Raw genomic sequence first — 19,450 nt, forward strand, 5'->3', positions numbered from 1 at the left:
ATTGCTCCTGGATTAAACTAGGCAAAGCCTAGAATTGCTTTAACTAACTACAAATGTAGTTAGCACAATCACGATGAGCAGAATCCCTCTATTATATCTTATCAGGTTCTGTCACCGTCTACGTAGGAAGATTAAGTAATTAAATGTTAATTACACCTACGGTCTTGGACGGGGTCTGGTTAAGGCCAGACACCAACCGATTCTTTGTTTAATATTAATTAAACAGATGCATTTAATGTTGCTTGATCAATAGCAACACCAGCGCCCATTGTGGTAGAAAGGCTAACTTTCTTCACAAATACACCTTTTGAAGAGGCTGGTTTTGCACGTTTCAATGCAACAAGTAATGCTTCTAAATTTTCTTTAAGTTTATCTGCATCAAAATCAGCTTTACCGATAGTGGTGTGAATAATACCATTTTTATCATTGCGGTAGCGGATTTGACCTGCTTTAGCATTTTTTACTGCTTCAGCAACGTTAGGAGTTACCGTGCCAACTTTAGGGTTTGGCATTAGACCACGAGGACCTAAGATTTGACCAAGTTGACCTACTACGCGCATTGCGTCTGGAGATGCGATAACAACATCAAAGTCCATTTCGCCTTTTTTGATTTGATCTGCTAGATCATCCATACCAACTAATTCAGCACCTGCTTCTTTAGCGGCATCAGCGTTTGCACCTTGAGTAAATACAGCAACACGTACACTACGTCCAGTACCGTGTGGAAGAACGATAGCACCACGTACATTTTGATCTGATTTACGTGAATCGATACCTAAATTTACGGCAACATCAACGCTTTCAGTAAATTTAGCTGTTGCGAATTCTTTTAATAAAGCGATAGCTTCATTAATTTCATATTGTTTAGTTGCGTTTACTTTTTCGCGGATAAGTTTAGCTTTCTTAGATAATTTAGCCATGAATTAACCCTCCACTTCCAAGCCCATTGAACGTGCTGTTCCTTCGATAGAACGCATCATCGTTTCAATGGTTGCACCATTCATATCAGCAGCTTTTAATTCAGCGATTTCGCGAATTTGAGCGCTAGTGACTTTACCTACTTTTTTCTTGTTAGGCTCACCTGAACCAGACTTGATTTTAGCGGCTTTCTTTAATAATACAGCAGCAGGAGGAGTCTTAGTTACAAAAGTGAATGAACGGTCAGAATATACAGTAATAACAACAGGAATAGGTAAACCTTTTTCCATGCTTTCTGTTTTAGCGTTAAATGCTTTACAGAATTCCATAATATTCACACCATGTTGACCAAGTGCTGGACCAACTGGCGGACTAGGATTTGCTGCACCAGCTGCTACTTGCAACTTGATGTAAGCTTGTACTTTTTTTGCCATTTTAGTTTCCTTTTCTCGGGTGCAAACGCCTCTATTAATAACAGCTATTAATAAATAGACAGCTCCCCTAAGTTAAATGAGGGCGAGATTATCCTACAATTATTACAAAAATGCAAGATTTTTATTAGCAGATAAAATAAAAGCAGGGACAACCCTGCTTTTATACAATAAACATAGAAAGTATTAAAGTACGTCGACAGCATTAAGTTCTTTAAATGCAAGTTCTAAACGCGCAACTAAAGACTCTTGACCTTTACGTAACCATACACGTGGGTCATAGTATTTCTTATTCGGTGCGTCAACGCCTTCAGGGTTACCTAATTGACCTTGAAGATAAGCTTCATTTGCTTTGTAATAACCTAAAATACCAGCCCAGTTTGCCCATTGAGTATCAGTATCAATATTCATTTTAACAACACCATAGCTTACTGCTTCTGCAATTTCTTCTGGTGTAGAACCTGAACCGCCATGGAACACAAAGTTCAATGATTTAGCTGGTAAATTGAATTTTTCAGATACAAATTTTTGTGAGTTATCTAAAATTTTTGGCGTTAATTTCACATTACCTGGTTTGTAAACACCATGAACGTTACCAAATGATGCAGCAATAGTAAAACGAGGGCTAATTGCACTTAAACGTTCATAAGCATAAGCAACATCTTCTGGTTGAGTATAAAGTGCTGAACTATCCATATGGCTATTATCTACGCCATCTTCTTCACCACCAGTACAACCAAGTTCTAATTCTAATGTCATTTTCATTGCTGACATACGAGCAAGATATTGACAACAGATATCAATGTTATCTTTCAAAGATTCTTCTGAAAGGTCGATCATGTGAGAAGAGAATAAAGGTTTACCAGTTTTAGCAAAGTTTGCTTCACCTGCGTCAAGTAATCCATCAACCCATGGAAGAAGTTTTTTAGCACAGTGGTCGGTATGAACAATAACAGGTACACCATATTTTTCAGCCATAAGGTGAACATGTTTAGCACCAGAAATTGCACCTAAAACAGCAGCTTCTTGCCCATCTAATTTTAATCCTTTACCAGCGATAAATTGAGCACCGCCATTAGAGAATTGAACGATAACAGCAGAACCAACTTTAGCAGCAGTTTCAATTACTGCGTTAATTGTATTAGTGTCAACACAGTTAACTGCTGGTAATGCAAAATTGTTTTCACGAGCAACTTGAAACACTTTTTGAACATCATCACCGGTTACAACACCAGGTTTCACGACATCAGAAATCTTTGTAGCCATTTTAATACCTATAGATTTATTTATATAAAAAGTAAAGGATGAGTAATCGGCTCATCCTTCATATCGAAAAATATTACGCTTTTGCTCTCTCTTCTAGCATGGCAACCGCAGGAAGTTTTTTACCTTCAACAAACTCAAGGAATGCACCACCACCAGTTGAAATATAAGAGATTTTATCTTCAATACCAAATAAGTCAATTGCCGCTAATGTATCACCGCCACCAGCGATTGAGAAACCTTGGCTATCAGCAATTGCTTTAGCAACAATTTCAGTACCACGACGGAAATTAGGGAATTCAAACACACCGACAGGACCATTCCATAAAATGGTTTTTGCTTTTTTGATAATATCAGCTAACGCTTCTGCTGACTCATCGCCTAAATCAAGGATTTGTTCGTTTTCTTTCACATCTTTAACTGATTTTTCAGTTGCCGTTGCTGTTTCACTAAATTCTGTTGCTACACGAACGTCAGTTGGAACTGGAATATGACAATTAGCCATTAATTTTTTCGCTTCAGGAATTAAATCAGCTTCATAAAGTGATTTACCCACATTATAGCCTTCAGCTGCGATGAAGGTATTAGCTATACCACCACCAACAATAATTTGATCAGCGATTTTTGATAAAGAATCAAGAACTGTTAATTTAGTTGATACTTTAGAACCAGCAACAATCGCAACCATTGGACGAGCTGGATTATCGAGCGCTTTACCTAATGCATCAAGTTCTGCAGCTAATAATGGACCTGCACAAGCAACTGGTGCAAATTTACCAGCACCATGAGTAGAAGCTTGGGCTCGGTGAGCGGTACCAAATGCATCCATTACATAGATATCACAAAGTGCTGCATATTTTTTAGATAAAGCTTCGTCATCTTTACCTTCACCAACATTAAAACGTACATTTTCAAGAACAACAAGTTCACCTTCTTTAACGTCAACACCGTTAAGATAATCTTTAACTAGACGAACAGGGAAAGAAACATGTTCTTTTAAATAATCAACCACTGGTTGTAAAGAGAATTCAGGGTTATATTCACCTTCCGTTGGACGGCCAATATGAGAAGTAACCATTACTTTAGCGCCTTTTTTAATGGCTTCTTCAATAGTAGGTAATGATGCTTTAATTCGCGCATCAGAAGTAACCTTACCATTTTTGACTGGCACATTAAGATCTGAGCGAATAAATAAACGTTTCCCTTTTAGATCAAGATCTTGCATTCTAATGATAGACATGAGACTTCCTCTTATAAATATATAAACAATAAAATTTTTGGTATTCTAACATAAAATTTGTTTTTAGGTTACAATCATTATCGGTTATATAGTAAACATTTACTTGAAAAAGGCCATTTATACTTTTATAGCAAATTTTTTTATGTAACAGCATTGACAATAGAAAGAAAATCAGGCATATTTCCCCGCCTTATTAATATGTATTTTATCTAAACTTGGGAGTTGACTTTGGCTAATATCAAATCAGCTAAAAAGCGTGCGGTTCAGTCCGAAAAACGCCGTAAACACAATGCTAGTAACCGTTCAATGATGCGTACTTATATTAAAAAAGTTTACGCAGCTGTAGCAGCTGGTGATAAACAAACAGCTGAAGTAGCATTCAAAGACATGCAAGCAGTTGTTGACCGTCAAGCGGCTCGTGGTTTAATCCACAGAAATAAAGCTGCACGTCATAAAGCGAATTTAATTAAACAGATTAAAGCATTAGCTTAATACTTTACTCTGTTGACAAATAAAGTTAAACAAAATTGAAAAAAAGTGGTGTAGGCCACTTTTTTTATTTATATACTATTTTAATTATATGAATAAAAAAAGAGAGCATATTGTGGTTCAGCGTGATTATGTAAGAAAAAAGAGCCAATCAAAAAAGAAAAAGAAAAAAAATAAATCACGATTATTGCCAACTATAATGATAATCTTTGCGATCGTCATTATTATTTTGTTTTCGACTATTTTGTACTTTATTTCAAGCAATTCCCCTAAAAAGCCAGTTGAGCAGCCAAAAGTAAAAACTGAGACGCCAGCTATTACCTTACCAGAAAAACCTCAAGAACGTTGGACCTATCTTAAAGAACTAGAAACCTCTAACGCCAGTGGTAATTCAAATACCACCACGAGCGAAAGACAACAAGCACTAAATAGTTTTATGAATAATAAACCTATCACCTCGACCACTCCAACTCCATCAGCAAATGCCAATAATAGTAAATGGTTACTACAATGTGGTGCATTTAAAGATAAAACCAATGCCGATGCAGTAAAAGCCTCTTTGGCGATGGCTGGTATTAGTAGCAATATCGCTTTAAACCAGCAGTTATATCGAGTCACTGCCGGCCCCTATACCAGTAAAGGTGATGCGCAAAAGGTGTTAAGCACATTAGAAACTAATGGGATTAATAACTGTATTATATCTAATTAAATAAGGTATATTATGAATATACTTAAGCATATACGAGCCTTTTTGATAATGTTATGGTTTCGAGTAAATCATGACCGTTTAACCACCTCATCAGCAGAGCTTGCTTATACAACCATACTGGCATTAGTCCCTCTGATAACTGTTATTTTTTCTTTACTCTCTGCCTTTCCAATGTTTGACGAAATTAGTCAATCATTAAAACGGCTCATTTATAGCAACCTAGTACCTACTGCAAGTGACACCATTCAAAATTATCTCGAACAATTTATTGCCAATACCAAAAAAATGACTTTTGTCGGAATTATCGGTTTAATGGTGACATCATTACTACTGATTAATTCAATTAATAATGCGTTAAACCGCATTTGGCGAACCAAACGTAAACGCTCATTCATGTATAACTTAACCATGTATTGGACAATTTTAACATTAGGTCCTATTTTAGCTGGATCGAGTGTTGCGGTTAGTTCTTATATATTCTCGCTAAAATGGTTATCAACTGCCGCTAGTGGTGATTTACTACTGAGCACTTTACCATTTATCATATCGATTGTTGGATTCTGGTTGCTTTACAGCATTATTCCTACCGAATCAATACCGTTTAAAGAAGCGGCTATTGGTGCTTTAGTTGCCGCAATATTATTCGAAATTGGTAAACGTGCTTTTGCGCTGTATGTTACTTCTTTCCCAACTTATCAACTAATTTATGGCGTAGTTTCTTCAATTCCTATTATGTTAGTGTGGATCTATTGCTCGTGGTGTATAGTGCTATTTGGTGCTGAATTTGCAGCAACCCTAACAGATTTTAATAAACAAAGAAAAGTACTGTTAAAGTACTCACCTAAACCGGAGTAGTATCAATTATGATTGCCCTAATTCAACGCGTAAAACAGGCATCAGTTTCTGTTGATAGTCAAATTATTGGTCAAATAGATCAGGGATTACTTGTTTTACTTGGTATTGAGCAAGGTGATAACGAGCAAAAAGCGATACGTTTGCGGGAAAAAGTACTTGGTTATCGTATTTTCAGTGATGATGATGGCAAAATGAACCTCAATGTTCAGCAAATAAATGGCAAATTATTAGTTGTTTCACAATTTACGCTAGCAGCGGATACACAAAAAGGTATGCGCCCAAGTTTCACAAAAGGCGCACCACCCGCTATGGCCAATGAGCTTTACCAATTTTTTGTCAAACAGTGCCAACAGCATATTGAAACTCAAACAGGACAATTCGCCGCTGACATGCAGGTTGCGCTGATTAATGATGGCCCAGTGACCTTTTGGCTACAAGTTTAATAACTTATTTTACCTTATTTAACCATTCCAATGAGGCGCTCTCATCAGTCAGACCTAACTGATGCAATTTATTTTTATAGTACTGTTTAACTTCATCCCATCGATAGTATGGAAAATTATTGGTTGGCAAAGGGAGATGGACTTCTCGTTCATTTAACATCACTTTGATTAATATAGGTTGATTAGATTGGTTACTTTGGTAAAAAATCCATTGAATATTGGCTCCCATAGGAATAATTCTTTCTGCTTGCCAAACGGAAGGGTAGTCCTCCACTGAATTAACCGCTGTATATGCTCCCTCAAGTTCCAGCAATGTTGCTAATGGCGAAACGGTTTCGGCATGCGCAAAGCGTAAGTTAGCATCGACATTCTTATCGGTTATAGCCTTATCAGCAGTTTTTAGCATATCCAACAATAGTGGGGCAGCAATTTTAACTTGAATCCCCTTTGCATCAAAAGCAGGACCTATTTGTAAAAAATTTTTAGCTGTAACTACCGTATTAAACCACACTAGCTGATCTTGAGTAAAATAATCACTAAAATCAAGATGGTTACTAGCTAGCGTTTCTGGCGAAAACGATAGTAATTCTTGATAAAGTTGATAAATAGCAATAACAAAATCTGCTGTTTTAATTGAAGATTTTTCAGATAAAGCAACACCATTATTTAACTGATGAATAAAATCAGCTGTGAATATCAAACGAGCAACATCTTGGCTCATATCCGCGGTTTTAGTTGCACGTTCTAACGATTTTAATGCGGCTTTGATACTTTTACTCTTCTTATAAGCTTCATAGGCTGGAGAATACTCAAAAAAGCGTAATAACGTTTGTTTATTTTCTGGTGGTTGAAAAATGTGAATATCAGGATAATTCGCTTTAAATGGTTTAACAAAAATTTCCGCGGTTTCTTTCGCTCGTGGCGAAGTTGATGATATTACTTCGATTTTTTGTCCTTTAAAAACTGTCGGATAGTTGCTTAACATCCGTTGACTAATCAAACTAATATCTTTTCGACCAAGATCTGTAAGTTCTCCATAATGATTTCTATTCAGTGCGTTAATACCAATAATTTGTTTTAATAATGATTTTCCCATATCGGTTAATTGATTATTTTTTTCAGCTAAGGTTAATACCCTATAAGCAATATCTTCATATTTCGGTTTACTAAGATAACGTGAACCATGGCGACCAATATGATCAATATAAAATGCTTGATAGCCAGCTGGTGCAGAAATTGGTTGTTTAACATAGTGATACGCGGTCTTTGAGCCTGATGTCATCATTGTTGCCAAACTGAGGGGGGAAAATATCAGCAATAAAATTGCGACGATTAAAAACTGGATAAAAAAAGAGTGTTTTATAAAAGACATAATGACTCCTACCTATAATCAACAATATAAGTGGAAAATATGAATGCTTTTTTGATCATTGTATACTATTAATGACATAATTTAACTGAAAATCATGTAATTATTTTAATAACACTCTTTCAATTTTTAAAAAAAAGATTATCTTATTAGCTACTTTTTATAACTCATTTAATTGATTTAAAACATAATGAAATTATATGGCCTTTCTGGTACTAAAATTAGCTGTGCGTTTATATCAGCCTGCATAACTACTCCATACAACACAACGCGTTTTCTTAAAGATCTCATTGCCGGAATAACCGTTGGTATTATCGCTATTCCGCTGGCTATGGCGTTAGCTATTGCGAGTGGTGTTGCGCCTCAGCATGGCCTCTATACGGCAATTATCGCCGGGTTTGTGATAGCCCTTACCGGTGGCTCACGTTTTAGCGTTTCGGGGCCAACTGCGGCATTTGTGGTAATTCTATATCCTGTTTCTACACAATTTGGTTTATCCGGACTGTTAATTGCCACCCTACTTTCCGGTGTTTTTTTGATATTAATGGGTGTGATTCGTTTAGGGCGATTGATTGAATACATTCCACTACCGGTGGTATTAGGTTTTACGTCCGGTATTGCGATAACCATTGCCACCATGCAAATAAAAGATTTCTTTGGCTTAACGCTAGAACATATGCCAGAAAGCTATATCAATAAAGTTATTGAACTGGTTAAAACTTTTCCAACTATTAATATCGCCGATACTTTGGTTGGTTTTGTTACACTGATTGTTCTAATTGTTTGGCCTAAATTTCGGGTAAAAATATCTGGCCATTTACCAGCATTAATTGCCGGTATTTTAACCATGTTGTTATTCAATCAATTTGGCTATCACATCGAAACAATAGGTTCACGATTCACTTATACATTGGCCGATAACACTGTTGGTCATGGTATTCCGCCGGTTTTACCAGAATTTATCTTACCATGGGAACACGCCACTTTTACCTGGGATTGGTCGACATTAACCGCTTTAATGCCGATCTCGTTAACTATGGCAATGTTATGTGCAATTGAATCATTGCTATGTGCAGTCGTGTTAGATGAAATGACACATACCAAACATCACTCCAATAGCGAACTCATTGGTCAGGGTTTAGGTAATCTCATCGCACCATTTTTTGGCGGAATTTCAGCAACTGCCGCCATTGCTCGTTCAGCAGCCAATGTTAAAGCTGGTGCTACCTCGCCGATTGCCGCTGTATTACATTCAATAATCGTATTATTGGCCCTTATCTGTTTTGCCCCGCTTTTATCATTTATCCCATTATCAGCAATGGCAGCATTATTGTTAATTGTTGCATGGAATATGAGTGCCGTTCAACGCGTAATCTATATTATTAAATGTGCGCCTAAAGACGACATTATTATCATGCTTATTTGCATGTCACTTACCGTATTATTCGATATGGTTATTGCTATTACACTGGGGATTGTATTAGCCTCTATCTTATTTATGCGACGTATTGCCCGTATGACTCGCTTGGTCGAATTGAATCAAAGCAATGAAAAAACCTTAGTTCTACGTATTAATGGTCCATTGTTCTTCGCCGCTGCTGAAAAGACATTCTTAGAGTTATATCAAAAAATTAATGGGTACCAACATATTGTTTTACAATGGGATGCCGTACCTATTCTTGATGCTGGTGGCTTAAATGCACTGATCCATTTTATTGATGAATTACCACCGCAAGTCGATCTATCTATTTGCGAACTACAATTTCAACCATTAAAAACCTTAGCGCGAGCAAGAGTTGTACCAATCGCAGACAAATTAATGTTTTATTCAACTTTAGATGAAGCACTGAAAGATAAAATTTAATAGCTAAATTGGTTTTATTATATTGATTAAATATTATACTTAGTGAAAATAAATCGTCCTGATTTTCACTAAGTATTTTGTACCACCTATGCACACTTCCCTATTTCGAACTAATATGCATCAAAGTTAGCTCAGCAAGATTGTGTTATTTAATACGTTACATTAACAACAAAAATAGGAAATTAATATGATAGCTAATGAAAATATTATTCAACATGTTAAGCAAAAAGCGAATTGGTTTATTGTAATTGGTGTGATCTTAATTATTCTTGGTTGTTTGGCATTGGGTTATCAATTCATCGCCACTGTGTTTTCTGTTTATTTTATCGGCTCTCTACTTTTTATCGCCGGTGTTATCCAAGTTATCCACGCATTTAACCTTAAAGGTTTCGGTCAGACGGCTTTATGGGCCATCATGGGGATTTTATATATTTTTATTGGGGTGATGTCGTTTTTACAACCACTTGCCGTCTCCTCAGCATTAACGTTACTCATTTCACTATTATTGACTATTAGTGGATTTAGCCAAATTTTTGTTGCCATGAGTAACCGCAATTTACCACGTTGGGGATGGGTGGTTTTTTCTGGGATTATTAACATCATATTAGGATTTATGCTAATAACCGGTTGGCCATATGATAGTATTTGGGTGCTAGGAATGTTTTTAGGTATCGATCTTATTTTCCAAGGTTTTGCTTATATTACCATTGGTTTAGCGTTAAAAAAGCCTAACGCTTAATATGTTATTGCTCACAATATAATTTGTGAGCAATTCTCTTTTGCTGTTCAAAAAAGACCATGTTAACGACTCAATCAAAGATTGCTATTTATAACTTTTATTGGTTTTCCCTTTAACTTCGCGCATTGACTGCAATATTCGATGATAATTAGCTAATCTTGATGGCGCTATCGCGCCTTCATTAACCGCTTTTTGCAATAAACAACCTGGGGTATCTAAATGATTACAGTCCCGAAATTGGCAGCCCCCTAAATAATCATCAAATTCGACAAAACCGGCAATAACTTCCTCAGGTTCTAAATGCCATAAACCAAACTCCCGAATTCCCGGCGAATCAATAATATCACCGCCATTAGGTAAATGGTAAAGCCGAGTTGAAGTTGTGGTATGTTGGCCAAGCCCAGATATTTCAGACACTTCGCCAGTTAGCGTAGCTTGGTCATGAGGTAATAGCAAATTGATAATACTCGATTTACCGACACCTGATTGCCCAACTAAAATAGATATTTTGCCATCTAATACCTGCTGCAAAGGCGCAATACCCTGTTGTGATTGGCAAGAGACATATAAAACTTGATAACCAATTTTGCTGTAAATAAGAAACTGTTGTTCAATCTCTTGTTTTTTTTGTTCATCAAGCAAATCAATTTTATTTAATACGATAATTGGGGTAATTTTAGTCGCTTCACATGCAACTAAATAACGATCGATGATATTAAATGATAATTCAGGTAATACCGCAGAAATAATAACAATTTGATCGACATTGGCGGCAACAGGTTTAACGCCATCATAAAAATCAGGTCGTACTAACTCGGAATGACGAGGATGCACGGCTTCTATAATACCATTAGTATTCGGTTCTAAACTTTCACGCCACAATACTTTATCGCCGGTCACTAATGATGGTAAAGTACGACGAATACTACATCGGTAGATGTTGCCAGCATTATCTTCAACATCCGCTGATTTGCCAAAGCGACTCACTACCACGCCATCATGAGGCGCAGAAAAATTAGCCAGATTGTCATCTAACTTAGTTTCTAAACGCTGTTGATGCTTGGCGGCCATACGCCTTTTTTGATTTTTTGAGAGTTGATTTTTCGCCACAGTAACTAATTTTTTGCTCAAACAGTTTGGTACTTATGCTACACTACTCGGTATTAAAAAGAAAATTTATCTCGAAAATTATGACGACACAAGTAAATATAAACAGTAGTAATCTTATCTGGATTGACCTAGAAATGACAGGTCTTGATCCAAATAGCGATCGGATTATCGAAATCGCTACCATCGTAACTGATTCTAATTTAAATATCCTCGCTGAAGGCCCAGTCATTGCTATCCATCAATCAGATGAACAACTTGCGCTTATGGATGATTGGAATCAAAGAACGCATGGCAAATCCGGATTAATTGATCGTGTACGTCAAAGTACCATTTGCGAACAACAAGCTGAACAACAAACCATTGAATTTTTAAAACAATGGGTGCCGGAAAACAGTTCACCAATCTGTGGTAATACCATTGGTCAAGATCGCCGTTTTCTATTTAACTATATGCCAAATTTAGAAAAATATTTTCATTATCGATATTTAGATGTCAGTACGATTAAGGAATTAGCCAGACGCTGGAAACCGGAAATATTAAAAGGTATCAGTAAACAGAGTTCTCACCAAGCGTTGGATGATATTCGTGATTCAATTGCCGAATTAGTTTATTACCGACAACATTTTTTTAATCTTACTAATGAATGATCATGAGTATTGTATATACGATCTTACTTTATCTAATTCAACCACTAGTCTGGCTGAGATTACTTTGGCGTAGCCGTAAAGCGCCAGATTATCGTAAACGCTGGTTGGAACGTTATGGATTTTGTAAAAATAAAGTCAAATCAGGTGGAATTTTAGTACATGCGGTTTCTGTCGGCGAAACGTTAGCCGCAATTCCATTGATTAAAGCACTTCAAAGCCAATATCCACAGTTACCGATTACGGTGACGACCATGACCCCCACTGGCTCTAAACAAGTTAAATCAATACTCAAAGAGAGTGTTAGTCATGTCTACTTGCCTTATGATCTGCCTTGTGCAATACATCGCTTTCTAAAAACAGTTCAGCCCAAATTAGTCATAATTATGGAAACAGAGCTTTGGCCAAACTTAATTAGCCAATGTGATAGCAAAAAAATTCCATTGATCATTGCTAATGCCCGCTTATCTGAACGTTCAGCCAAAAGATACCATAAACTAGGAAAAGCAATTAGTAAACTATTAGCTAAAATCAGCACGGTTGCCGCCCAAAATAGACAAGACGGTGATAGATTTATCTCATTGGGTTTACCGGCAGATCATTTAGCGGTAACGGGTAGTATTAAGTTTGATATTGAACTCACGGCCAAGCAACAACAGAATCTTGCGCAGTTAAAACAGCAATGGCAATTGCATCGACCAGTACTAATCGCTGCCAGCACGCATTCAGGCGAAGATGAAATCATTTTATCAGCATTTCAACAGCTTCTTAAAAATCATAGCAACTTATTACTTATTTTAGTCCCTCGTCACCCTGAACGTTTTAAAACCGTTGAAAAACTGATTGCCGATAATGGTTTGAATTATATTACTCGCAGTAGCAAACAACACCCTACAGATCAGACACAAGTGATTTTGGGTGATACCATGGGAGAATTACTAGAACTTTATGGTTTGGCTAATATTGCTTTTGTTGGCGGTAGTTTAATTGAACATGGCGGACATAACCCACTGGAACCGGCTCTACACCATATTCCCATTATAAGCGGTACACATTTTTTTAACTTTAAAGTTATTGGTGAACAGTTAATTGAGGCTAATGGCATGCTAGTATGTGATAGTTCTGCTGATTCGCTCTATTCCACCATTAATAGCTTATTAAATGATGAAAGTCGTTGTCAGCAAATTGGCGAAAATGCCTATCAAGTTTTAAAAAATAACCAAGGTGCACTAAATCGCCTTCTTGAGGTTATCCATCACTATCTTGAAAAATCATAAGGATGGCTTGTGAATAAAAAACAGGGGTTATTGCTAGTTAATTTAGGCACACCAAGTGCCGTAACACCAATGGCGATTCGTTGTTACTTGACCGAGTTTTTACTCGATCGCCATGTTGTCGACCTGCCTGCTTTTATTTGGTATCCAATTTTAAAATACCTAGTACTGCCTAAACGTGTCCCCTATATCATCAACCATTATCAAAAGATATGGATAGAGGGTGAATCACCACTACTCCATTACAGTAAACGCTTGATCAATCAATTACAACCCGCATTACCTGATATGCAATGCGAATTAGCCATGACCTATGGGGAACCGAACTTACTGTCGGCGCTAAATAATTTAAATTCATGTGAAAAAGTCACTTTATTACCGTTATTTCCGCAATATTCGACCACCACAACTCAAGCGGTATTAGCTAAAGTAAAGCAACTTATTGCTGACAATAATATCAAAATTAATCTTAGCTATATTCGTGATTATGCCGACCACCCAAGTTATATTGATGCACTTTATTGGCAAGTTCAGCAAGCGTTTTCAACCCAAGGGCAACCGGATGTATTACTCCTTTCTTACCATGGTATTCCTCAACGCTATATTGATAAACGCCAAGACGACTATGTGCAAAGATGCCAGTTAACCACTAAATTATTGGCAAACAAGTGCCATGCAAATGGCACTTGTTTGCCAATAATAATGGCTTATCAATCAAAGTTTGGTAAAGGGAAATGGGTTGAACCCAACACCAGCGATATATTAGCAAACTTGGCTAAAACCGGTACTGAACATGTGCAGGTTATCTGTCCAGGTTTTTCGGCAGATTGTATTGAAACTATTTATGAAATTGACGAACAAAATCGAGAAATATTCTTAAATGCTGGCGGTAAACAGTTTTATTATATTCCAGCCCTAAACGATACACCATTACAGGTTAAATTAATCAAAAATATAGTTGAAAAACCTCCTTTCCTCAAAAAGTTTTAACCAACTAAGATCTATTTTTAATAATAATCAAATATATTAAATCTTATCTGCTCAACTTAAAATTGATTAATATTAACGCTAAATAACCAACTAATTTAACTAGTATGATTAACCTGTGTTAGGATGATAGTTAAAAATTATTAGCGCTCAAAGGAGAATAATCGATGAAAATAATCATCATTGGCGCTCAAGCAGCTGGCGCAAGTGCTGCGGCAAAAGCCAAAAGAAGGGACCCCAATGCGACAATTCGCATATATGAAAAATCAGATATTGTTTCATTCGGTGCGTGTGGACTACCTTACTTTATTGGCAACCACTTTGGTGATGAAAATGAAATGATATCGAGAACACCAGAACAATTTGCTAAAGATGGGATTGAAATCAAAACATTGCATGAAGTTATCGCTATTGACCCAAAATTGAAAAAAATTACCATTAGGGATATCAAAAGCAATAATTGTTTTGATGATGATTATGACAAATTACTTATTGCGGTTGGCGCTACACCAATAATTCCACCGTTAGAAAATCACCAACTGGAAAATATTTTCACTTTACGCAATATGTATGATGGTTTAGCTATAAAAAATGCCTTAACCAATCGGCAAAACAGCAATATTGTGGTCATAGGTGGCGGCTATATCGGGCTTGAAATAACCGAATCTTTAGTCGCATTAAACAAAAATGTAAAGCTAATTCAATTAGATGAAAGAGTATTGGTCGACGCCTTCGATCCGGAACTTACCCAGATAATTGAAGAAACCCTAAAACAACATTGTGATTTACACCTACAAGAACGAGTACAAGGTTTCGAAGGCGATCACAAAGTTACTCATGTTATTACCAATAAAGCTAAATATCCTGCTGATATAGTCATTATTGCCACCGGGGTAAAACCTAATAGCGAGCTATATAAAGATTTAGATCTTGAAACACTTAGCAATGGGGCTATTGTCATTGATAGTTATGGCAAAACTAATATTGCTGATATTTATGCCGCGGGCGACTGTGTCGCACTTTATCATCGTGTTAGCCAATCAATGACCTATATTCCATTAGCGACTGGCGCCAACAAACTCGGTAAGGTGGTTGGTGACAATTTAGCCGGCGGTAATAATCAATTCCCAGGAACCCTTGGCACATCAGCATTAAGAGTGTTTGATATTGAAGCTGGCCGAACAGGACTCACCGAACAGCAAGCTATCCAAGCAGCTATCCCTTACAAAACAGTGATAGTTAAAGATAAAAATCATAGTAACTATGTTGCAGGGCAAACTAGCGTTATTGCTAAACTGATTTATCACGCTGAAACTCGTGTTTTATTAGGTGGACAACTGGCTGGAGGCAGTGGCGCTGCATTAAGAACCAATAGTTTAGCTACGGCTATTTGGGCAAATATGAAAATTGATGAATTAGCGATGATGGACTTTTTATATGCACCACCTTTTTCAAGACCGTGGGATATTTTAAATATCGCCGGAGGTATCGCTAAATAGAGTTTAAGCATAATAAATATTTGCTTAGTTATTAAGATTCAGAATGGGCAGTTGGGTTAATTTAAATGGTTAATCCAACCCAAAAACAGATTATTCAAAATTAATTTAATTTTATCCAAACGCTGGGGGTAAACATGTCAGATGCCATATTTCAGGGAACTTTTTTCGAAAAGTTCTTATCTATCACTCATTATCAAACCTTAATCGGCATTGGGTTATTACTGCTTTGCTTTTTCGCTATCATGCGGCCACTACAAACAAAAAAAGTTAATTTTTCCATTCGAATGTTAGTCGGATTGATACTTGGTGCCGTTCTTGGTTTAGGTATCCAAGCCGCAGCCGGTTTTCCTACTGACTCAACAGTTTGGATGCAAGAAACAGCAACATGGTATGGTTTATTTGGTCGCGCCTTTATCGCCTTTATACGCATGCTGGTGATCCCGTTAATTTTTGTCTCAATCGTAAAAGTGATTATTGATTTTTCTGGTAAAGAGAATTTACCACAAATCGCATTCAGAGGGATTTTTTGGTTACTATTTACTACCGCAATTGCATGTATAGTCGGTATCCTCTTAGCCAATGTCTTATCCTTAGGTGAAATCAGTTCAGCCTCAGCCAAAACAGCTACCGCTAAACAATATACAAATATCATCGATACATTTGTCAATCTTATTCCAAGTAATATTATTGCTTCTATGGTAAAAGAGAATATCGTAGGTTTAGTTATCTTTTCGGCTTTAATGGGGCTTGCCGCTAACCGCATGGAAAAAAAGAATCCACAACCTATCGCTCTTTTTAAAACTTTTATTGAGGCGCTTTATAAAATCATCATGTCAATTGCCATGACGGTCATCAAATATATGCCTTATGCGGTAATTGCCTTACTTGCTCGCACCATTATTTCAAACGGTATCCCAGCAATTATTGAAGTATCAAGCTTTGTATTAGCAATTTACCTTGCCACTATAATAATGCTTGTTGTACATATTGTAATTGTGATGGTGCATGGTATTTCCCCTATCCTCTTTATTAAAAAGGCACTCGGCACATGGTTACTAGCCTTCACCAGCCGCTCATCGGTTGGTACATTACCAATGACGATATCAACATTGACAGTCAGAATGGGGGTAAATACCGGTACCGCAAACCTAGTCGGATCGCTTGGTAGCACAATGGGTATGAATGGTTGTGCTGGCTTTTTCCCTGCTTTACTCGCGGTTATGGTTGCCCATATGGTTGGCATTAATACTGATATTCAATTTTATATTATGCTAGTAATTGTGGTAGTTATCGGTTCGATTGGCATCGCCGGTATTCCAGGTACTGCAACTGTTGCCGCTACTGTGGTGCTTTCTGGTATGGGAATGGCTGAGCACTTCCCATTAATCGGTATGGTGTTAGCCGTCGATCCAATTATTGATATGGCGAGAACCTTAGCTAACGTATCTGGAGCAATGACCGCAGCAATAGCAACGGATCACGAAGTTGGATTAATGAATATGGATATCTATAACGATCCAAATGTAACTTTAGATAATGAACAGTCAGAAGTTTAACCAAGAAATAATTTGCACTAAATTTATTGTAAATTGCAAAAGACGCCAATTGGCGTCTTTTTTATCTTAACAGTAAAGCAAACTTATAGGGTTTTTAACCACGCTTTAACATCATCACCTAAACTATTGTGACGCATTGCGTATTGTACGAAAGTTTGTACATAACCTAATTTATTTCCACAGTCATGGCTTCGACCTTTTATACAATAGGCATCGACAGGCTCATCTTCTAGTAACATCGCAATCGCGTCAGTTAATTGAATCTCACCACCAGCTCCTAATGGCGTTTTGGCTAATAAAGGCCAAATTTTTTCAGACAGTACATAACGTCCAACAACTGATTGATTAGACGGTGCTTCATCAATGGACGGTTTTTCAACTACACTATACATTTGGACGACATTACCAGCGGATAACTCTTCCCCTCGGCAGTCGACAATACCATAAGAGGAAACTAGCTCTTTCGGTACAGGTTCAACCATAATTTGACTATGTTTAGTGTTATGGTAATTATTAATCATCGCCGCTAAATTATCTTGAGAAAGATCGCTATCATACTCATCAATAATTACATCCGGTAACACAACAGCAAAAGGTTCATCACCAACTAAAGGATAAGCACAAAGCACTGCATGACCAAGACCTTTAGCTAAACCTTGACGAACACTTGTGATAGTGACATTTTTTGGTAGTATACCTTGTACTTCCTGCAATAGCTGGCGTTTAACACGCGCTTCAAGCATAGCTTCAAGCTCAAAACTGGTATCAAAATGGTTTTCAATAGAATTTTTCGAAGAGTGTGTCACGAAGATAATTTCGGTTATTCCCGCAGCAATACACTCTTTGACTACATATTGAATAAGTGGTTTATCAACCACTGGTAACATCTCTTTAGGAATCGCTTTGGTTGCAGGTAACATTCTTGTGCCAAGACCAGCAACAGGGATAACCGCTTTTTTAACTTTTCCCTTAACAGAGGTTTCAAAATTTAATGGCATTTTAATTCCTTAAAAAATAAATTAACTAATAATATTATAACTTTCCTCTCAACGATGTCCATTTACAAACGTGTTCTTCACGCGAACTGAATTTAGCATATACAAAACCCAAATAGTGCTCCAAATTATGCTATTTGTTGTAATAAAAATATCACGAATTTCAAGTTTAAATATAGTAAATTGATCATTAATAAACAGGTCTAAAATCTGAAATATAACGATTACAAATTCAAAACAGATCATTAAAGATGGGAATTTATAATTTTTAGTAAAAAACAGATAGAGCAAATAGATACTAAAAAGAATAATAATCAGATTAATACCAATTTCAAATGGATAAACCCACTTAAGATTTTCAATATAAAAATCGGAGTCTGGATTCGTCAATTGAGACCATCCTATAAAGACAATGCCTGAATTAAGAATCAAAAATAAACTACTGATGAAACCAAAAATTAATCTTATTGCAACAATAATAAGCCAGCCACCTAATCCCCTAAGGGGTAAGTTGTCAGTCATATAAATTCCTTATTTGATAATAGATAAATCGTTAGATTCAATTAGTGACGGATTATCCCTATCTTTAGCTAAAGAATCAATGGAAATATAGACAATCTGACAGGTCTCTAACACAGCTTCTTTAACTACAAATTTTGCTTTACGATCGCGTGCTTCTTTCTGTTTGGCGCTAATATAGAGATCATCATAACCATCATCATACATTGATGCTCGTTCAAATATATTAGTGCTACGCCAAAATGTCTCTTTTGGATAATCGCGCTCAAAAGTTTGACCGGTTAATTTACCTTTTAAACCTGCATAACTTATTGGTAAATGATTACCCGCTCGACTTTGTGAGAGATAAATATGGGGATATTCTGTAAGATTGGATTCAAGCTGGTTTAGCTTAAATTCAATACCAGAACGATTTTGATACTGGCAATTTTCCATTGTTAAAGGCGCAGTTCGAAAATTTAACGAACTGCACCCTACAAGCAAAAACACTAAAATAAAGATTCGATACATAATTTTCTGTTTGCTTATAAAAATATTTATAAGCAA

General features: G+C 36.6%; 20 protein-coding genes. 11 read left to right on the plus strand and 9 right to left on the minus strand.

What is annotated here, in order from left to right; genetic code table 11:
• Nucleotides 1-218 precede the first annotated feature (218 nt).
• The 4 genes from rplA to pgk form a co-directional block, all read right to left on the minus strand.
• Nucleotides 219-920: a 50S ribosomal protein L1 gene (rplA, locus tag DKK79_RS12035; RefSeq protein ID WP_065561813.1), complete on the minus strand. Its 702-nt coding sequence runs from the start codon at nt 918-920 to the stop codon at nt 219-221.
• Between the two features lie 3 nt (nt 921-923).
• Nucleotides 924-1,352 carry a 50S ribosomal protein L11 gene (rplK, locus tag DKK79_RS12040; protein ID WP_034884321.1) on the minus strand — a complete coding sequence of 143 codons (429 nt, stop codon included), beginning with the start codon at nt 1,350-1,352 and terminating at the stop codon, nt 924-926.
• 183 nt (nt 1,353-1,535) lie between these two features.
• The gene (gene fbaA / locus DKK79_RS12045; protein WP_110424304.1) at nt 1,536-2,615 is read right to left on the minus strand and encodes a class II fructose-bisphosphate aldolase; all 1,080 of its coding nucleotides are present in this window, start codon (nt 2,613-2,615) and stop codon (nt 1,536-1,538) included.
• A 73-nt stretch (nt 2,616-2,688) separates the two neighbouring features.
• The gene (gene pgk / locus DKK79_RS12050) at nt 2,689-3,852 is read right to left on the minus strand and encodes a phosphoglycerate kinase (protein ID WP_086358833.1); all 1,164 of its coding nucleotides are present in this window, start codon (nt 3,850-3,852) and stop codon (nt 2,689-2,691) included.
• Between the two features lie 228 nt (nt 3,853-4,080).
• Here pgk and rpsT point away from each other — a divergent pair, with 228 nt between their 5' ends.
• From rpsT to dtd, 4 genes are all read left to right on the plus strand, one after another.
• Nucleotides 4,081-4,344, plus strand: a complete 264-nt coding sequence (gene rpsT, locus DKK79_RS12055) for a 30S ribosomal protein S20 (RefSeq protein WP_086358832.1) — start codon at nt 4,081-4,083, stop codon at nt 4,342-4,344.
• 112 nt (nt 4,345-4,456) lie between these two features.
• Nucleotides 4,457-5,050 carry an SPOR domain-containing protein gene (locus tag DKK79_RS12060; RefSeq protein WP_181415319.1) on the plus strand — a complete coding sequence of 198 codons (594 nt, stop codon included), beginning with the start codon at nt 4,457-4,459 and terminating at the stop codon, nt 5,048-5,050.
• Nucleotides 5,051-5,062: 12 nt separating this feature from the next.
• Complete coding sequence (locus tag DKK79_RS12065) at nt 5,063-5,905, plus strand: virulence factor BrkB family protein (RefSeq protein ID WP_034884780.1); 843 nt, start codon at nt 5,063-5,065, stop codon at nt 5,903-5,905.
• A gap of 8 nt (nt 5,906-5,913) precedes the next feature.
• Nucleotides 5,914-6,348 carry a D-aminoacyl-tRNA deacylase gene (gene dtd, locus DKK79_RS12070; protein WP_110424306.1) on the plus strand — a complete coding sequence of 145 codons (435 nt, stop codon included), beginning with the start codon at nt 5,914-5,916 and terminating at the stop codon, nt 6,346-6,348.
• A 4-nt stretch (nt 6,349-6,352) separates the two neighbouring features.
• Here dtd and DKK79_RS12075 read toward each other — a convergent pair whose 3' ends face one another.
• A complete protein-coding gene (locus tag DKK79_RS12075; RefSeq protein WP_110424307.1) occupies nt 6,353-7,720 on the minus strand; it encodes a histidine-type phosphatase in 1,368 nt (455 codons plus the stop codon).
• A gap of 187 nt (nt 7,721-7,907) precedes the next feature.
• Between DKK79_RS12075 and dauA the strand changes: the two genes are divergently transcribed.
• Together dauA and DKK79_RS12085 are read left to right on the plus strand one after the other, a co-directional pair.
• Nucleotides 7,908-9,581: a C4-dicarboxylic acid transporter DauA gene (dauA, locus tag DKK79_RS12080; RefSeq protein ID WP_110424308.1), complete on the plus strand. Its 1,674-nt coding sequence runs from the start codon at nt 7,908-7,910 to the stop codon at nt 9,579-9,581.
• Between the two features lie 187 nt (nt 9,582-9,768).
• Entirely contained in the window at nt 9,769-10,320 is a 552-nt protein-coding gene (locus DKK79_RS12085; RefSeq protein WP_110424309.1) for an HdeD family acid-resistance protein, read from the plus strand.
• A gap of 84 nt (nt 10,321-10,404) precedes the next feature.
• Here DKK79_RS12085 and rsgA read toward each other — a convergent pair whose 3' ends face one another.
• Nucleotides 10,405-11,430, minus strand: a complete 1,026-nt coding sequence (gene rsgA / locus DKK79_RS12090) for a small ribosomal subunit biogenesis GTPase RsgA (protein WP_110424365.1) — start codon at nt 11,428-11,430, stop codon at nt 10,405-10,407.
• 80 nt (nt 11,431-11,510) lie between these two features.
• Between rsgA and orn the strand changes: the two genes are divergently transcribed.
• The 5 genes from orn to DKK79_RS12115 all read left to right on the plus strand — a co-directional run bounded on the left by orn (nt 11,511) and on the right by DKK79_RS12115 (nt 17,390).
• Nucleotides 11,511-12,077 carry an oligoribonuclease gene (orn, locus tag DKK79_RS12095; protein ID WP_034883923.1) on the plus strand — a complete coding sequence of 189 codons (567 nt, stop codon included), beginning with the start codon at nt 11,511-11,513 and terminating at the stop codon, nt 12,075-12,077.
• Nucleotides 12,078-12,079: 2 nt separating this feature from the next.
• Entirely contained in the window at nt 12,080-13,351 is a 1,272-nt protein-coding gene (gene waaA, locus DKK79_RS12100) for a lipid IV(A) 3-deoxy-D-manno-octulosonic acid transferase (RefSeq protein ID WP_110424310.1), read from the plus strand.
• A 9-nt stretch (nt 13,352-13,360) separates the two neighbouring features.
• Nucleotides 13,361-14,338: a ferrochelatase gene (hemH, locus tag DKK79_RS12105; protein WP_110424311.1), complete on the plus strand. Its 978-nt coding sequence runs from the start codon at nt 13,361-13,363 to the stop codon at nt 14,336-14,338.
• 164 nt (nt 14,339-14,502) lie between these two features.
• Nucleotides 14,503-15,834: a CoA-disulfide reductase gene (locus tag DKK79_RS12110; protein ID WP_110424312.1), complete on the plus strand. Its 1,332-nt coding sequence runs from the start codon at nt 14,503-14,505 to the stop codon at nt 15,832-15,834.
• Between the two features lie 134 nt (nt 15,835-15,968).
• Complete coding sequence (locus DKK79_RS12115) at nt 15,969-17,390, plus strand: cation:dicarboxylate symporter family transporter (RefSeq protein ID WP_034883929.1); 1,422 nt, start codon at nt 15,969-15,971, stop codon at nt 17,388-17,390.
• A gap of 83 nt (nt 17,391-17,473) precedes the next feature.
• Here DKK79_RS12115 and galU read toward each other — a convergent pair whose 3' ends face one another.
• From galU to DKK79_RS12130, 3 genes are read right to left on the minus strand one after another with little or no spacing between them, the layout of a single operon-like run.
• A complete protein-coding gene (gene galU, locus DKK79_RS12120) occupies nt 17,474-18,388 on the minus strand; it encodes a UTP--glucose-1-phosphate uridylyltransferase GalU (protein WP_034883931.1) in 915 nt (304 codons plus the stop codon).
• A gap of 48 nt (nt 18,389-18,436) precedes the next feature.
• A complete protein-coding gene (locus tag DKK79_RS12125; protein WP_110424313.1) occupies nt 18,437-18,907 on the minus strand; it encodes a DUF2569 domain-containing protein in 471 nt (156 codons plus the stop codon).
• A gap of 9 nt (nt 18,908-18,916) precedes the next feature.
• Nucleotides 18,917-19,414 carry a hypothetical protein gene (locus tag DKK79_RS12130; RefSeq protein WP_034883935.1) on the minus strand — a complete coding sequence of 166 codons (498 nt, stop codon included), beginning with the start codon at nt 19,412-19,414 and terminating at the stop codon, nt 18,917-18,919.
• Nucleotides 19,415-19,450 lie beyond the last annotated feature (36 nt).

The organism is Gilliamella apicola (assembly GCF_003202915.1).
GTDB classification, from domain to species: Bacteria; Pseudomonadota; Gammaproteobacteria; order Enterobacterales; family Orbaceae; genus Gilliamella; species Gilliamella apicola_Q.

Coding starts and splice junctions, on each gene's coding strand:
- rplA (WP_065561813.1), bottom strand. CDS start 920: ATGGCTAAATTATCTAAGAAAGCTAAACTTATCCGCGAAAAAGTAAAC.
- rplK (WP_034884321.1), bottom strand. CDS start 1,352: ATGGCAAAAAAAGTACAAGCTTACATCAAGTTGCAAGTAGCAGCTGGT.
- fbaA (WP_110424304.1), bottom strand. CDS start 2,615: ATGGCTACAAAGATTTCTGATGTCGTGAAACCTGGTGTTGTAACCGGT.
- pgk (WP_086358833.1), bottom strand. CDS start 3,852: ATGTCTATCATTAGAATGCAAGATCTTGATCTAAAAGGGAAACGTTTA.
- DKK79_RS12065 (WP_034884780.1), top strand. CDS start 5,063: ATGAATATACTTAAGCATATACGAGCCTTTTTGATAATGTTATGGTTT.
- dtd (WP_110424306.1), top strand. CDS start 5,914: ATGATTGCCCTAATTCAACGCGTAAAACAGGCATCAGTTTCTGTTGAT.
- DKK79_RS12075 (WP_110424307.1), bottom strand. CDS start 7,720: ATGTCTTTTATAAAACACTCTTTTTTTATCCAGTTTTTAATCGTCGCA.
- dauA (WP_110424308.1), top strand. CDS start 7,908: ATGAAATTATATGGCCTTTCTGGTACTAAAATTAGCTGTGCGTTTATA.
- DKK79_RS12085 (WP_110424309.1), top strand. CDS start 9,769: ATGATAGCTAATGAAAATATTATTCAACATGTTAAGCAAAAAGCGAAT.
- orn (WP_034883923.1), top strand. CDS start 11,511: ATGACGACACAAGTAAATATAAACAGTAGTAATCTTATCTGGATTGAC.
- waaA (WP_110424310.1), top strand. CDS start 12,080: ATGAGTATTGTATATACGATCTTACTTTATCTAATTCAACCACTAGTC.
- DKK79_RS12110 (WP_110424312.1), top strand. CDS start 14,503: ATGAAAATAATCATCATTGGCGCTCAAGCAGCTGGCGCAAGTGCTGCG.
- DKK79_RS12115 (WP_034883929.1), top strand. CDS start 15,969: ATGTCAGATGCCATATTTCAGGGAACTTTTTTCGAAAAGTTCTTATCT.
- galU (WP_034883931.1), bottom strand. CDS start 18,388: ATGCCATTAAATTTTGAAACCTCTGTTAAGGGAAAAGTTAAAAAAGCG.
- DKK79_RS12125 (WP_110424313.1), bottom strand. CDS start 18,907: ATGACTGACAACTTACCCCTTAGGGGATTAGGTGGCTGGCTTATTATT.
- DKK79_RS12130 (WP_034883935.1), bottom strand. CDS start 19,414: ATGTATCGAATCTTTATTTTAGTGTTTTTGCTTGTAGGGTGCAGTTCG.